The sequence below is a fragment of the Allobosea psychrotolerans genome (genome assembly GCF_002917105.1).
GTDB lineage: Bacteria > Pseudomonadota > Alphaproteobacteria > Rhizobiales > Beijerinckiaceae > Allobosea > Allobosea psychrotolerans.
This window is the reverse complement of the sequence record NZ_PQFZ01000009.1, coordinates 62,019-77,350: the sequence shown is the minus strand read 5'-3', so window position 1 is coordinate 77,350 and position 15,332 is coordinate 62,019. Positions and strand designations below refer to the sequence as shown.

Genomic DNA, 15,332 nt, shown 5'->3' with positions numbered 1-15,332 from the left:
ATGGTTAACCGCCCATCAACCATGAGGCGCGGCCCCAGCCAGCATGACGACGGCTTTGCCGTATCCGCAGACAGGTGTCCACCTCGCTCGACAACGCTCTGGAACCGAGACTTGCGCACGTCCTTGCAGGCGAGGAACGCTCCCCAAGGCGCAATCATCGCCACGCCGATCACAATTTGCACGTCTGATCTCGATCACGCCATGGGCAACGCCCGGCCGGCTTCGACCCTGATCCGCTGGGAACCATCCGGCAGGTCAGTGAACAGCGCCGGGTCGGCGCCGGTCATCCAGACCTGGCAGCCGAGCGCGAGCAAGGCGTCGTAGAGCGCCGCCCGCCGGCGCGGATCGAGATGGGCGGCGATCTCGTCCAGCAGCACGAGCGGGGCAATGCCGCTCATCGCCGCGACCAGCCTGGCATGGGCGAGCACGAGGCCGATCAGGAGCGCCTTCTGCTCGCCGGTTGACCCCAGCTCGGCGGGGATGTCCTTGGGCGCATGGCGGACTTCGAGATCCGAGGCCTGCGGCCCGATCAGCGTTCGCCCGGCGGCGCGGTCGCGAGCCCGGCCTTGGCGCAGCAGGGACCGGTAAGCGTCCTCCGCATCGAGCGCCGGCAGCTGCGCCACCAGAGTGTCGAGCTCGCCCGCCAGCGCCAGCGCCGCATAGGGGAAGGGTGAGGCGTCGTCGCGGGTTTCCGCGATGATCGCGCTCAATCGCGCCACCGTCTCGGCGCGCGCGGCCGCGACCGCGACGCCGAGCTCGGCGACCTCGCGCTCGACGGCGTCGAGCCATTGCGTCTGATGCGGCGTCTCCTCGAGGATGCGGTTGCGCGAGCGCAAGGCGCGTTCCAGCGCGTTCGAGCGGGTCGCATGCGTCGGGTCGACGGCCAGCACCAGCCGGTCGAGAAAGCGGCGGCGGTCGCCGGCGGCACCCCTGAACAGCCCGTCGACATCCGGCGTCAGCCAGACCAGGCGCACATGCTCGCTGAAGGCCAGCGCCGAGCCGACCGGGACACCGTCTATGCGCGAGAGGCGGCTGCGCTTGCCCTCGCCGTCGCGCTCGGTCAGCCCCAGACCTAAGCGCGGCCCGTCTTCGGCGAGCGCGATCGAGACCGCGAAAGAGCCGGGCCCGCCCTGGCGCGCCATGTCGGCAAGGTCGACGCGGCGCAGGCCGCGCCCGGGCGCGAACAGCGAAAGCGCTTCCAGCAGATTGGTCTTGCCTGCCCCGTTCTCGCCGACGAGCGCAACGATTTGGCCCTCGATCGTCAGATCGAGGGCCTCATAGGAACGGAAATCCTGGAGGATCAGGCGCGCGACAGCGGTCACGGCGCTGAACGCCGCCTAAACCCGCATCGGCATCAGCACATAGAGCGCAGACGCTCCTTCGCGGTCCTGGATCACGGTCGGCGAGCCGGGATCGGCCAGCTTGAGCAGGGCCGTATCGCCATCGAGCTGGGCGGCGATATCCATGAGATAGCGGGCATTGAAGCCGATATCGAGCGGGCTCGCATCATAGTCGACCTCGATCTCCTCGGTCGCCGAGCCGGAATCGGGATTGGTGACCGAGAGCGTCATGCGGCCATCGGCCATGGAGAGCTTCACGGCCCGGCCGCGCTCGGAAGAGATCGTCGAGACCCGATCGACCGAGGCCGCGAAATCACCCTTGTCGACGGTCAATCGCTTGTCGTTGCCGCTGGGGATGACGCGCTGATAATCAGGGAAGGTGCCGTCGATCAGCTTCGAGGTCAGCACCACGGCCTGAGTCGCGACGCGGATCTTGGTCGCGGACAATTCGATCGCCACTTCGGTCTCGCCGTCCTCCAGCAGTTTCTGGATTTCGGAGACGGCCTTGCGCGGGATGATGACGCCCGGCATGCCGGCAGCGCCGGCCGGCGCTGCGGTGTCGACGCGGGCGAGGCGGTGGCCATCAGTGGCGACCGCGCGCAGCAGGCTGCGGCCCTCGACATCGAGCGTGTGGAGATAGATGCCGTTCAGGTAATAGCGCGTCTCCTCGGTCGAGATCGCGAACTGCGTCTTGTCGATCAGGCGCTTGAACTCGCCGGCCGGGAGCACGAAGCGATGCGCCATTTCGCCGGCGGTGATGTCCGGGAAGTCGCTTTCGGGCAAGGTCTGGAGCTGGAAGCGCGAGCGGCCCGAGCGCAAGGTCAGCCCGGTCTCGCCGGTCGTCTCGAGCGAGACCTGCGCGCCGTCGGGCAGCTTGCGGACGATATCGTACAGCGTATGGGCCGGGACGGTCGTCGCGCCGGGCTCGGCGACATCGGCGGCGATCGTTTCCACGACCTCGATATCGAGATCGGTCGCCTTGAGTCTCAGGCCGGCCTCCGCTCCGCTGAGCAGCAGGTTCGACAGGATCGGGATCGTGTTGCGGCGCTCCACCACGCGATGCACGTGGCCCAGCGACTTCAGCAGCGTGGAACGTTCGACCGTGACCTTCATATCTCTTAGTCTTCTGGCGTGATTGCGCCCGGCCAAGGAGGCGCGGGCGGCGGAATGGCCCGCGACATTGCCGGAGGCGCGCCACCGGCGCAAGGGCAGGCGCGCCGGCAATCACAATCAAAGCGGGCGGAGGGGCTTCAATGCCCGCGGCTCACTCCTGCAGCATGCGCTTCAAGAGATCGACCTCGTCATGGAGCATGCGATCCTCGGTGATCGCCTTTTCGATCTTGCGCACCGCATGCAGCACCGTGGTGTGGTCGCGCCCGCCGAAACGGCGACCGATCTCGGGCAGGGAGCGCGGGGTCAGCGCCTTGGAGAGATACATCGCGATCTGGCGCGGCTTCACTACCGCCGCCGTCCGCCGCTCCGAAAGGATATCGGCCCGGCTGACATTGTAGCGCGTCGCGACCAGCTTCTGGATGTCCTCGATCTTGACGCGGCGCGGTTCGCGGGTGCGCACCAGATCGCGGATCGCGGCCTCGGCGGTTTCCAGGGTGACCGCCTGGCCAGACAGCGTGGCATGGGCAAGCAAGCGGTTGGCGGCACCGTCGAGATCGCGGCCATTGGTGGCGACGACGCAAGCGACATAGGCGACGACATCGGGATTGACGTGGAAATTCGGATGGGCCGCGTGCAGCGCCGCCAGCCGGCCGCCGAGGATCTTGCCGCGCAGCGTCTCGTCGAGATCGCCGACCTCGACCACGAGTCCGCCGCCAAGGCGCGAGCGGATGCGCTCGTCGAGGGCCTCGAGGTCATTGGCGAGCCTGTCACCGGCCACGACGATCTGCTTGCCGGCGTCGATCAGCGCATTGATCGTATGGCCGAACTCCTGCTGGATCGACTTGCCCTGGATGAACTGCACATCGTCGACCACGAGCAGGTCGATGCCGCGCAACTTCTCCTTGAAGGCGAGCGCGGTCTGCGATTTCAGCGCGGCGACGAAGCCGTACATGAACCGGTCGGCGGTGAAATAAGCGACGCGCTTGCCCTGGCGGCGCGCTTCCTGGGCGATCGCCTGCAGCAGATGTGTCTTGCCCAAGCCGACGCCGGCATGAAGGTAGAGCGGGTTGTAGGGCGTCGAACCGGCCGGAGCCGCAGCGATACGCTCGGCAGCCGCGAAAGCGAGCTGGTTCGACTTGCCGACGATGAAGTTCTCGAAGGTCAGGCGCCGGTCGAGCACCGTGCCGCAAGCGTCGACGATGTCGCGCTCGCACGGCGTCGCGGTTTCGCCATGGCGGACCTCGGCGGAAGCCGCCGCGGGTGCAGCCACCGCAGAGCGCGGACGCGCGGCGACCGTCTCCCGCACCGGGGCCGGCGCATTGTCACGCGATACCTGGCGGACGGACAGGATGACGCCGTTCACAGCGCCGAGTTCGGCCTCGCAATTGACCTGAAGGCGCTCGGCGTAATGCGCCTCGAGCCAGCTCTTCAGAAAACGGGTCGGCACGGTCAGGTAGGCGACGCTGTCGACGAGCCCGCCGATCTCGACCCGGGCGAACCAGCTCGAGAACACGTCCTCGCCAAGCTCCGCACGCAGGCGGCGGCGAACGCGATCCCAGGCCTCCCCGAGCGAACCCTGCAGGGGGGCTGTCGTCTCCGTGATCGTGGCCGCAACCAAAGGAAGTGGCGCCGCCACTGCCTCGATCGCTTCCGCCGTCTCCTGCCGTTCAAACATGTGTGTTGCCCCGTTCTTGAAAAATTTGGCGCGCGTGAGCGAGAACCGCCGCAATGCGGCAGCCTCGCCGGCGCTACTGTCCGGTCGATAGATCAGGCTTCCCACGAACGCTGCGCGCTCGCAGGGGACCTGCCTTCGCTCTTGTCGATTACGCTTGGAAAGCCCGCCGTGAGACGAAGCCGCACTTCATCTCAACCTGACAAGACAAAGAGCCGCATCCTCCAACCCCCCTTAGGTTGCGAGCCAAAACACTCTCATTTCTTATGGAAATCCCCGGTGGCCATTGCTGTCCGCCCGGCGATGAAAATGACCTTACAGGGCGCTCTCGAAAGGGATCAACATCCCCTTCAGCCGGCTTCCGAGAGTCGAGGCCCGGAACGGGGGTCCTGACCTACCGGCATTCACCGCGCAATTGGTTGTGGAACTTAAGATTTTCTTTACGGATGCCCCATGCCGTCGGGGGCGAATCTTTTTTTTCCAAATGCGCGATCCGCCCGAGGAGAGTCGGAGGGAATCCCGAGGGCCAAATCCTTTGCCCGCTAAACTCATGAAAAATAAGCGCTTTCGCTGCGCGGTCAAAAGCGCCGGAGAGGTCGATTTTGCGCCCTCAGAGCGCCGCCAGAGTCAACCCCGCAAAGCCGTGGAAAGATTGCAGAATCCTGCTGACAAGCAATCCGAATCAATCATTCCCTACGCTGTAGCAGCCGGGTCACAGCCCGGTTTGCAGCCAACGAAAAAACCCGGCCTCACGGCCGGGTTTTTCAGTCGAAAATCCGCTCTGCGGAGTAGCGAAAATCAGGAGGCGAGAGCGCCGACCCGATGCGCCAGGCGCGAGACCTTCCGGGACGCGGTATTCTTGTGAACGATGCCCTTCTGAGCAGCCCGCATGATCTCCGGCTGGGCAGCCTTCAGAGCGTCGGCAGCGGCGCTCTTGTCGCCGGAGGCGATCGCCTCCTCGACCTTGCGCAGGAAGGTGCGCATGCGCGAGCGGCGCGCCTTATTGACCTCGGTGCGACGCGCGATCTTGCGCGTGGCCTTCTTGGCCGACGTCGTATTGGCCATCGAAACGTCCTCGTTCTCATCGCGTCCGTTCGCCTCAGGCTACATGCCTGGCGGGGTCGGACCGCGACCGTGATGGAAAATGCGTGGGCGGCGGCCGTTGCTTGCGCGGACCGTCGCGAGAGGCAGGCGTATAGTCGCTGCCGCGCCCGGCGTCAACGCCGGAATGGCGCACGACCGCAGGTTTTAGCTGGCTGGCGCGATGAAACGGGCAAAGCTCGCCAGATCGACGTTGCCGCCGCTCAGAATCACGCCGACGCGCTTGCCGGCGACCGGCACCGCGCCGGTGAATGCGGCGGCGGCCGCCAGGCATCCGGTCGGCTCGACCACGAGCTTCATCCGCTCGGCGAAGAAGCGCATCGCCTCGACCAGCGCAGCGTCGCTGACGGTGACGATGTCCTCGACCAGGGCCTGGATGATCGGGAAGGTGAGATCGCCCAGGAAGGAGGTCTGCGCCCCGTCGGCGATCGTCTTGGGCACCGCGATCTTGACGATCTTGCCGGAGCGGAAGGATTGCTGGCCGTCATTGCCGGCCTCGGGCTCGACGCCGAAGACGCGACAGCCCGGATTCAGCGCCTTGGCCGCCAGGGCCGCCCCGGCCAGCAGGCCGCCGCCGCCGAGGCAGACCAGCAGGATGTCGAGGGGGCCGGCATCCTCGATCAGCTCCTTGGTCGCCGTGCCCTGTCCGGCGATGACATGAGGGTGGTCGTAGGGCGGGATCACGGTCAGGCCGCGCTCGGCTGCGAGCCTGCCGCCGATCGCGAGACGGTCCTGGCTGTAGCGGTCATAGCGCACGATCTCGCCGCCATAGGCCTGCGTCGCCTCGACCTTCGCCACCGGTGCATCCTCCGGCATGATGATCGTGGTGGGCACGCCGAGCAGCTTGCCCGCCAGCGCGATCGCCTGGGCGTGATTGCCCGAGGAATAGGTCACGACGCCGGCGCGCTTCTGCTCCGGTGACAATGCGGCGATCGCATTATAGCCGCCGCGGAACTTGAAGGCGCCCATGCGCTGCAGGTTCTCGGCCTTGAAGACGAGGCTGGCGTCGGTGCGCCTGTTGGCGGTGGCCGAGGTCAGAACCGGGGTATGGTGGGCGACGCCCTTGATGCGCAGCGCCGCCGCCTCGACATCGGCATAGGTCGGCAGGGAGGGCTTGCTGGCGGCTGCGTCGGTCATGGAAATCTGTCCTGCGGCGTGATCGTCTCAACCCTATCTGCCAGCACAGGCAGCCACGCTTCAAGTCAGAGACGGTGACATCAGCCATGCGTGGCGTTGATCGACGCACACGCCGCGGGGATCCGAGCCCCCCGGCAAGAGCCGCTCGGGTCAAGTCCGAGCCTGGCGAGATCGCCGCTTCACCTGAAGAAAATCAGCGTCTGCACCAGGAACAGCGGGATCAGGATCGCGCCCGACCAGAGCATGTAGCCGAAGAAGCTCGGCATCGCGACCTTCCGGTCCTTGGCGATGGCATAGACCATGAAGTTCGGCGCGTTGCCGATATAGCTGTTGGCGCCCATGAAGACCGCGCCGGCCGAGATCGCCGCCAGGGTCAGTGCACCCGTCGTCATCAGCGCCTTGGGATCGCCGCCGGCGAGCTCGAAGAAGACGAGATAGGTCGGCGCGTTGTCGAGGAAGGAGGACAGCGCCCCGGTCAGCCAGAAATAGGCGATGGTGTTGGGCGTGCCGTCGGCATGGCTGACCAGCGCGACCAGCGGCGCGAAGGCTCCGTTCCGGCCCGCCTGCAGCATCGCCAGCACCGGAATGATGCAGATGAAGATGCCGGCGAAGAGTTTCGCGACCTCCTTGATCGGCCCCCAGCTGAATTCATTGCCGGCGCGCACGGGGCCCGGCGTCAGCTTCAGCGAAAGTCCCGCCAGCGCGAGCAGGATGACGTCGCGCGCCAGGTTCTGCCATTCCACCGAAATGCCGTGCACGGTGAAGGCGATGCCCGGCTTCCAGCTTGCCGACATCAGGATGGCGAGGATGACGCCGCCCAGAAGGGCGATGTTGATCTTGCCATAGAGCTTGATGTCGCGGTCCGGCGTCGGGTCCTTGAGCGGCGGCAGGCCCTCCTCCTTGCGGTAGAACCAGCTGTCGAGCGCATAGAACAGCGCCAGCAGCACGATGACGGCAAAGCCGGTCTCCGGCAGCAGATGCGTGGTCGTCCAGAAGAAGCTCACCCCGCGCAGGAAGCCGAGGAACAATGGCGGGTCGCCGAGCGGCGTCAGCGAGCCGCCGATATTGGAGACCAGGAAGATGAAGAACACGATGACATGGACGTTGAAGCGCCGCGCGTCATTGGCGCGCAGGATCGGGCGGATCATGATGATCGAAGCGCCGGTGGTGCCGACGAAGCTCGCCATCAGCGTGCCGATCGCCAGAAGAACCGTGTTGGTCGCGGGCGTGCCGTGCAGATTGCCCATGATCAGGATGCCGCCGGCGATCGTGAACAGGGCGAAGAGCAGGATGATGAAGGGGATATAGTCGAGCAGCCCCATATGAAGGAGCGCGCCCAGCGCCGGGTCGAAGCCGCGCGACAGAACCAATGGCGCCAGCACCAGCACCGACCAGAAAGCCGCGAACTTGCCGTAGTTCAGCTCCCAGAAATGCGGGAACAGCACGGGGCCGAGTGCGATCGAGAGCAGCATGCCGGCGAAGGGCAGCGCCCAGGCCGCTCCCATCGTCGCGCCGCCGATATCGCCTGCCGCCAGCGCCGCGCTGGAGATCAGGCATAGCGCGAGCACCGCGCCGGTTCGTGTCAGAAAGCTCGCCAAGGCCATCCCCCGCCCGCTTTTCGCGTGGTTGTCATCATCACATCGGCCCCATGGCTCATAGCGGCCGCTAGCTGGTTAGACGAGGACCGAAGGCCTAGCAACCGAGGGCCAAATCAGTATAGGCCCGGTTGACGCAACGACAGATGACGAGGGGATTGCGAGGATGCGAGCGCTTCTGCCAGTGGTGCTGGCCCTTGTCTTCGTCCCGGTCCTGGCCAGGCCGGTCTTCGCCCAGGTCTCGGTCGCCGAGATCAGGGCCCAGATCTTCCTCGAACGCTCCGGCAAGCTCTCGGATAATCTCATCGGCGCCAACAAGGCGCTGCACAACACGGTCATCGGCGAAGGCGATGCCGGCGAGCCGGCAGATGCGGTTCTGGTGACATTGGTGTTCACCGGCGCGAAGAACACCAGATCCTCCGACAAGATCGCCCGCGACCTTGCCTCCATCACGGTCAAGCAGCGGGCCAGGACCGGCGAGAAGACCCTGCTGCGGCGCGTTTATGGCGGCTTTCTGTTCGGCGAGAGCGGGCGCATCCACAAGGCCTTCCTGCTCGACAATGCGACCTGCGCGCCGCTCGATATCGAGGTCAAGGTCGGCCGCAGCACCAAGAGCGCGAAGCTCGATTTCACCTGCGGAGAGTAGCCTGTCGTCGCCCCGTGCCAGCCGCAGCTCAGCTTGGTGCGGTGCAGATGCGGGGCCGTCGTCAGGACGGGACACCCTCTCGTCCGCGGTTCCGCATCTGCGCAGCGACACTGCGCGTGCGGAATGGCCTGCATGGGTCGATTGTTATGCCGGCATTCATTTCTGTAGAATAATCTCCTCCTAGCGGCATCCCGGCCGCGGCCGATTCGGGACCGATCATGTGCCGTTTCCTCGCCTATTCAGGCGCGCCCGTCTTTCTTGAGGATCTCGTCGCGGCTCCCTGCCATTCGCTCATCCATCAGTCGCTCCATGCCGAGGAAACCAAGACCGGCACGAATGGCGACGGTTTCGGCGTCGGCTGGTATGGCGACAGGCGCGAGCCCGGGCTCTACCGCGAGGTCAGGCCCGCCTGGGCGGATGAGAACCTGCTCTCGATCGCGCGCCAGGTCCGCTCGCGTCTCTTCTTCGCCCATGTCCGTGCTGCGACCGGCACCGCGACGACGCGGGCCAATTGCCACCCCTTCGCCCATGGCCACCACCTCTTCATGCATAACGGCCAGATCGGCGGCTACGGCCTGATCCGCCGCAAGCTGGAGAGCCTGATTCCGGATGCACTCTATGGCGTCCGCGTCGGCACGACCGATTCCGAGGCGATCTTCCTGCTCACCCTGGCCGGCATGACTGACGGAATGGCGCCTGGAGAAGCGCTGGCCTGGGCGCTGGGCGAAGCGCTCGCCCTGATGCAGCAGGCCGGCATTCGCGAGCCCTTGCGCTGCGCCGCGGCGCTTGCCGATGGCGACAGCATCCATGCGGTGCGCTGGTCCTCCGACCCCAAGCCGCCGACGCTCTATCTTTGCGACCGCGGCGACAGCGTCATCATCGCTTCCGAGCCGGTCGATGCCGCGCGCGATTGCTGGCAGGCGCTGCCGGCCAACACGCTGGTCACGGTGCGCAGCGGCGCAGTCGTGCTGTCGCCCTTCGAGGTCGGGTTGAAGCAGGCGGCCTGACGCCAGAGCATTTTCGAGCGAAGTGGACATCGGTTCGCGTGAAGAAAATGCTCTGGGACACATCTGATCTCTCGAAGGCCGGGCCGGCTTCAGCGGAAAGCGCGATCCTGCCGACCTTGGGCAATCCCATCCTGTTGCAAGCAAGGGTCGAGCCTCAGGCCTTGCCGGAAGCCCGGATGCCGCGTTTCGCTCGACGGCCGCGGCTTCAAGGCTTGCGCTTCGCCTCCCGTCGCGCCACAGGCGAGGCGTCATGCGCGCCTTCGACACGAAGCTCCCCATCGATGCCGTCCTGGACGCGCTCGCAGCCTCGCTGCGGGCGCGGCCCAACGCCGTCCTCGTCGCGCCGCCCGGCGCGGGCAAGACCACGCGCGTGCCGCTCGCCTTGCTCGACGAGCCCTGGGCGAAGGGCGGCAAGCTGATCCTGCTGGAGCCGCGCCGTCTGGCGGCGCGCGGCGCCGCCAACCGCATGGCGCAGACGCTGGGCGAGCGCGTTGGCGAGACGGTCGGGCTGCGCGTCCGGCTCGGCTCCAGGATCGGCCCGAAAACCCGCATCGAGGTCGTCACCGAGGGCGTCTTCGCCCGGATGATCCTCGACGATCCCGGGCTCGACGGCGTCGCGGCCGTGCTCTTCGACGAGTTCCACGAGCGCTCGCTCGATGCCGATTTCGGCCTGGCGCTGGCGCTCGATGCGCAAGCGGGCCTGCGCGAGGATCTGCGCATCCTGGTGATGTCGGCGACGCTCGACGGCGCGCGCGTGGCGCGATTGCTCGGCGAAGCACCCGTGATCGAGAGCCAGGGGCGGGCCTTTCCCGTCGAGACCCGCTATCGCGGCCGCGATCCGCTGAAGCGCATCGAGGACCAGGTCACGGAGGCCGTGCTTCTGGCGCTGAACGAGCAGGCGGGCTCGCTGCTCGTCTTCCTGCCCGGGCAGGGCGAGATCCGCCGCGTCGAGGAGCGCCTGCGCGAACGCATCCGCGATGCTTCCGTCGAGATCGCGCCGCTCTATGGCGCGCTCGATCAGGCCGAGCAGGACCGCGCCGTGCTGCCTGCGCCCAAGGGCCGCCGCAAGGTCGTGCTGGCGACCGCCATCGCCGAGACCTCGCTCACGATCGAGGGCGTGCGCGTGGTGATCGATTCAGGCCTTGCTCGCGTGCCGGTCTATGAGCCCGATATCGGCGTGACGCGACTGGAGACGCGCCGCGTCAGCCGCGCGGCGGCGGACCAGCGTCGCGGCCGCGCCGGACGCACTGAGCCCGGCATCTGCTACCGGCTCTGGGAGGAGGCCGGCACCGGCGCGCTGGAGGCCTTCGCTCGGCCCGAAATCCTCTCCGCCGACCTTGCTCCCCTGCTGCTCGATTGCGCCGCCTGGGGTGTGACCGACCCGACGAGCCTCGCCTTCCTCGATGCGCCGCCCGCACCCGCCCAGAAGGAGGCGCGCGCCCTGCTGACGACGCTGCATGCGCTCGACGGCGATGGCCGCATCACGCCGGAGGGCAAGGCGCTTCAGGCGCTGCCGCTGCCGCCCAGGCTGGCGCGCATGGTCGTGGCCGCCGCGGGCTTCGGCCAGGCGAGCCCGGCGGCCGAGCTCGCCGCGCTGCTGGTCGAGCGCGGGCTGGGCGGCGATGCGATCGATCTTGCCGAGCGCCTGGAGCGCCTTGGCCGCGAGCGCGGCGGCCGCGCCGCCGATATGCGCCGGCTCGCCGAAGGCTGGGCGCGCGGCGCGGAGAAAGCGAGGCCGAAGTTGCGGGAGCTGGCGCTGTCGCCTGGCCTCCTGCTGGCGCTGGCCTATCCTGACCGCATCGCCAAGGCGCGCAACGCGGGCTCCGGCCAGTATCTGCTCGCCAATGGCCGCGGTGCGGCGCTGGAGTCCACCCAGCGGCTGGCGCGCGAGCCCTGGCTCGTGGTGGCGGAGATGACCGGGGCCGCCCAGCAGGCGCGGATCATGGCGGCTGTGGCGATTACGGAGGCGGACATCCTCTGGCTCGCGGGCGAGGGGCTCGCGCCTTTCACCATCGAGGAGCGCAGCGAGGTCACGTTCGAGCGGGCTGCGCGGGCGCTGCGTGTCCGCGCCGTGAGGCGCTATGGCGCGCTGCTGCTGGCGGAACGGCCATTGCCGGTCGACGCATCCCTGGACAATGCCACGGCGCTCGCCGCGGGCATCGCCACGCTCGGCATCGGGCTCCTGCCCTGGACGAAGGCGCAAATGCAACTGCGCGAGCGCGTCGACTTCCTGCGCAGGGCGATGCTCGCCTCGGGCGGCGACAATCCCTGGCCCGACCTGACGGATGAGGGTCTAGGCCCCGACGCCGCGACATGGCTCGCGCCGCACCTTCTGGGACGCGCCTCGCTTGCGGCGATCCAGGCCTCCGATCTCGATGCGGCGCTGGCCGAGCTTTTGCCCTGGGACCTGAAACGCCGGCTCGATGCCGAAGCCCCGACGCATTTCGTTGCGCCGACTGGCTCCAACCTCGCGGTCGACTATGCCGCCGAGGCCGGCCCGACGATCTCGGTGCGGGTGCAGGAGCTCTTCGGGCTCGCCGTCCACCCCGCGCTGGCCGGCGGGCGCGTGCCGCTGGTGCTGGAATTGCTGTCGCCGGGGCACAAGCCCATCCAGATCACCCGCGATCTGCCTGGCTTCTGGCGCGGCTCATGGTCAGCGGTGAAGTCCGAGATGAAGGGCCGCTATCCGCGCCATCCCTGGCCGGACGACCCGGCCGCCGCTCCGCCGACGACAAGGGCGAAGCCGCGCGGGACGTGAGACGGCCGCCTCAATTCCCCATGCGGTCGCGCCATTGCCGCTCGCCCGCCAGGCAGCTCGGATTCTGGCCAGTCGACTGCGCCTTCTGGACGAGCGCCTCGCCATCACGCGGCATCTCGGCGATCTCGCGCACCAGCTTGGTCCGCGTCGCATCGACGAATTGATGGCGCTCGCGAATCGGGATCACGAAGGCGCCGATACCGGTGACCACGCAGTCCTTGTAGTAGACGTCGAGGTTGTCGATATCGAAATAGCTCGCCTGCTTCAGCATGATCGGCAGGCCGTTGATGTTGACGCCCTTGGCCGCGGCTTCATCGCGCGCGGCGGTGACGGGCCGCCCGTCATTGTTGGCGCCGTCGCCGGAGATGTCGATGACCCGGCGCATCGCCGTGACGTTGGACTTTTCCAGAAGCGCCATGCCGAGGTCGATCGCCCCTGAGATCGAGGTGCGCCGGCCGCGCCGCGTCGGCGCCTCGCCCAGCTCCTCGGCGAAGGCCAGCGCCGATTGCGGCGTGTCGATGATGGTCCAGGATTTGACGATGTGCTGGAAGTCGCCGCCGGCCCATTCGAAATAGGTCACGGCGATCTTGCCGATCGCCCCCTTGGCGATGGCATTGTGCAGCTCCTTCGAGCGGAAGGCCTCGATATAGCCGTTTCGCTGCAGGGCGAGCTCGTCGATATCCATCGAATAGGACACGTCGAGCGCCAGGACGAGCGCGACATCGACCTCCTCGGCGGGCGCGGCGGCTTGCTGCGCCCTGGGCGCCGTGCCGGTCAGCAGACCCGCCGCCGCGAGACTCAAGAGACCGAACAGCCAACGCCGCATCGCCACCTCCGTCATCTTATGCTGACGGCAGTGTGCGCTTCGTTTCTATTCCCGCCAAGGGCGAAAGCTGGGCAGGCTCAGTCGCTTATTATCGCATTCTCGTGACCTGGATTGGCGCGACGGGCATCGACGATGCCGATCGCGGCCGCGGCCGCTTCCTCGATGGTCAGGGCCGAGGTGTCGAGCAGGACGGCGTCCTCCGCCAGCTTGAGGGGAGCGTCGCTGCGGCCGGAATCGCGCGCGTCGCGCCGGCGGATATCGGCCAGGATGCCTTCGAAAGTGGCAGGCTCGCCGCGTCCCGCCAGCTCGCGATGGCGGCGGGCGGCGCGCACTTCGGGCGTAGCGGTGACGAAGAGTTTCGCCCGCGCCTCCGGGCAGATCACCGTGCCGATATCGCGCCCGTCCAGCACCGCGCCGCCGGCTTGCCCGGCGAAGCGGCGCTGGCGCGCGATCAAGCCGCTGCGCACGGCCGGCATCGCCGCGACGACGGAGGCGGCCTCGCCGATCTCGCGCCCGCGCAGGCTGTCTTCGGGAAAGGCGGCTTCATCGAAGCTCGCGACGATCGCCGCGGCGGCATCCGCGTCCTGGATGTCGTGGCCTGCATCGAGCACGGCCCTGGCGACCATGCGGTAGAGCAGTCCGGTATCGAGATAGGGCAGGCCGTAATGCGCGGCGAGCCGGCGCGCCAGCGTGCCCTTGCCGGAGGCGGCGGGACCGTCGACCGCGATGACAAGCCGCTCCCGCCCATCGTTGCGGCTCATGCGATGTCGCCTCCAAGCCCGTTCATCAGGGCGACGAAGCTCGGAAAGCTCGTCGCGATCATCGCACCGTCATCGACCGTCATCGGTCGCCGCGTCGCCAGCCCCATCACCAGGAAACTCATCGCGATGCGGTGGTCGAGATGGGTCGCGACCAGGCCGCCGCCGGCAACCTCGCCGCCGCGGCCCTCGACGACGAGATCATCGCCTTCGATCGCGCAGGTGACGCCGGCGGCCTTCAGCCCGGCCTCGACGGCGGCCAGACGATCGGATTCCTTGACGCGCAGCTCCTGCAGGCCGCGCATCCGCGTCGTGCCCGTGGCGAAGGAGGCCGCGACCGCCAGCACCGGATATTCGTCGATCATCGCGGGCGCGCGTTCGGGCGGAACCGTGACGCCGTTCAGGGCGCCGGCCCGCACGCGCAGCGTCGCGACCGCCTCGCCACCCTCATTCGCCTCGCTCTCGACGCTGATATCCGCGCCCATCTCGCGCAAGGTGGTCAAGAGCCCGCTGCGCAGCGGATTGGTCATCACGCTCCCGATCAGGATGTCCGAACCGGGCACGATCAGGGCCGCGACCAGCGGAAAGGCGGCCGAGGAGGGGTCTGCCGGCACCACGATCGGCGCCGCCTGCAATTCGGGCTGGCCCTTGAGCACGATGCGCCGTCCATGCGCGCCATCCGGCGAAACCGAGACATCCGCGCCAAAATGCCTCAGCATCGTCTCGGTGTGGTCGCGCGTCGCCTCCGTCTCGATCACGGTGGTTTCGCCGGGAGCGGCAAGGCCCGCCAGCAGCACGGCGGATTTGATCTGCGCCGAGGCGACCGGCGTGCGATAGGTGATCGGCACGGCCTCCTTCGGCCCGCGCAGGGTCAGCGGCACGCGCCCGCCCTCCTCCTGCGCGACGATCGTCGTGCCCATCAGTTCGAGCGGGTCGAGGATGCGCCGCATCGGGCGCTTGCGCAGCGAGGCGTCGCCGTCGAAAATCGTGGTGATCGGGTGGGCGCCGCAGACGCCCATCATTAAGCGCGAGCCGGTGCCGGCATTGCCGAAATCGAGCACGCCACGGGGTTCGCGCAAGCCACCGACGCCGACGCCGCGGACGCGCCAGCTGCCCGGCCTGTCATGATGGACGATCGCGCCGAGCGCGCGCGCGGCATCGGCCGTGCGCATCACGTCCTCGCCCTCGAGCAGGCCGCTGATCACCGTCTCGCCGATCGCGAGCAGGCCGAAGATGAGCGAGCGATGCGAGATCGACTTGTCGCCGGGCACGCGCACGCGCCCTGCAAGCGGGCCCCTGCTGCGTGCGGTGACGGGGATCTGGGGCTGCGCGTGGGCCACTTTGGTCTCTGCCGGCTGGTCTGAGGGAAGCGCGGGCTG

At 67.8% G+C, this 15,332-nt stretch carries 12 protein-coding genes; 3 read left to right on the top strand and 9 right to left on the bottom strand.

Annotation, left to right across the window (positions count from 1 at the left end; all coding sequences use genetic code 11):
* Positions 1–194 precede the first annotated feature (194 nt).
* The 6 genes from recF to CYD53_RS16275 form a co-directional block, all read right to left on the bottom strand.
* Positions 195–1,322 carry a DNA replication/repair protein RecF gene (recF, locus tag CYD53_RS16300; protein WP_103719146.1) on the bottom strand — a complete coding sequence of 376 codons (1,128 nt, stop codon included), beginning with the start codon at positions 1,320–1,322 and terminating at the stop codon, positions 195–197.
* Between the two features lie 15 nt (positions 1,323–1,337).
* A complete protein-coding gene (dnaN, locus tag CYD53_RS16295) occupies positions 1,338–2,453 on the bottom strand; it encodes a DNA polymerase III subunit beta (RefSeq protein ID WP_092173020.1) in 1,116 nt (371 codons plus the stop codon).
* 151 nt (positions 2,454–2,604) lie between these two features.
* The gene (gene dnaA / locus CYD53_RS16290) at positions 2,605–4,128 is read right to left on the bottom strand and encodes a chromosomal replication initiator protein DnaA (RefSeq protein WP_103719274.1); all 1,524 of its coding nucleotides are present in this window, start codon (positions 4,126–4,128) and stop codon (positions 2,605–2,607) included.
* Positions 4,129–4,923: 795 nt separating this feature from the next.
* Complete coding sequence (gene rpsT / locus CYD53_RS16285) at positions 4,924–5,190, bottom strand: 30S ribosomal protein S20 (protein ID WP_092173014.1); 267 nt, start codon at positions 5,188–5,190, stop codon at positions 4,924–4,926.
* Between the two features lie 183 nt (positions 5,191–5,373).
* Complete coding sequence (locus tag CYD53_RS16280; protein WP_103719145.1) at positions 5,374–6,363, bottom strand: threo-3-hydroxy-L-aspartate ammonia-lyase; 990 nt, start codon at positions 6,361–6,363, stop codon at positions 5,374–5,376.
* 179 nt (positions 6,364–6,542) lie between these two features.
* Positions 6,543–7,967, bottom strand: coding sequence for a sodium:proton antiporter (locus CYD53_RS16275; protein WP_103719144.1), 1,425 nt, complete (start codon positions 7,965–7,967; stop codon positions 6,543–6,545).
* Positions 7,968–8,124: 157 nt separating this feature from the next.
* Between CYD53_RS16275 and CYD53_RS16270 the strand changes: the two genes are divergently transcribed.
* From CYD53_RS16270 to hrpB, 3 genes are all read left to right on the top strand, one after another.
* The gene (locus tag CYD53_RS16270) at positions 8,125–8,604 is read left to right on the top strand and encodes a hypothetical protein (RefSeq protein ID WP_146055939.1); all 480 of its coding nucleotides are present in this window, start codon (positions 8,125–8,127) and stop codon (positions 8,602–8,604) included.
* A 218-nt stretch (positions 8,605–8,822) separates the two neighbouring features.
* Positions 8,823–9,611 (top strand): class II glutamine amidotransferase, encoded by a 789-nt coding sequence (locus CYD53_RS16265; RefSeq protein WP_103719142.1) that lies wholly within the window; start codon positions 8,823–8,825, stop codon positions 9,609–9,611.
* Positions 9,612–9,861: 250 nt separating this feature from the next.
* Positions 9,862–12,369: an ATP-dependent helicase HrpB gene (hrpB, locus tag CYD53_RS16260; protein WP_103719141.1), complete on the top strand. Its 2,508-nt coding sequence runs from the start codon at positions 9,862–9,864 to the stop codon at positions 12,367–12,369.
* Between the two features lie 10 nt (positions 12,370–12,379).
* On the opposite strand, the gene CYD53_RS16255 is transcribed toward hrpB, so the two are convergent.
* From CYD53_RS16255 to aroA, 3 genes are all read right to left on the bottom strand, one after another.
* Positions 12,380–13,195, bottom strand: coding sequence for a DUF1194 domain-containing protein (locus tag CYD53_RS16255; protein WP_103719273.1), 816 nt, complete (start codon positions 13,193–13,195; stop codon positions 12,380–12,382).
* A 77-nt stretch (positions 13,196–13,272) separates the two neighbouring features.
* On the bottom strand, positions 13,273–13,956 hold the full coding sequence (gene cmk, locus CYD53_RS16250) for a (d)CMP kinase (protein ID WP_103719140.1): 684 nt from the start codon (positions 13,954–13,956) through the stop codon (positions 13,273–13,275).
* Positions 13,953–15,293, bottom strand: a complete 1,341-nt coding sequence (aroA, locus tag CYD53_RS16245; RefSeq protein ID WP_103719139.1) for a 3-phosphoshikimate 1-carboxyvinyltransferase — start codon at positions 15,291–15,293, stop codon at positions 13,953–13,955. Before aroA ends, cmk begins: the two co-directional genes overlap by 4 nt.
* Between the last annotated feature and the right edge of the window lie 39 nt (positions 15,294–15,332).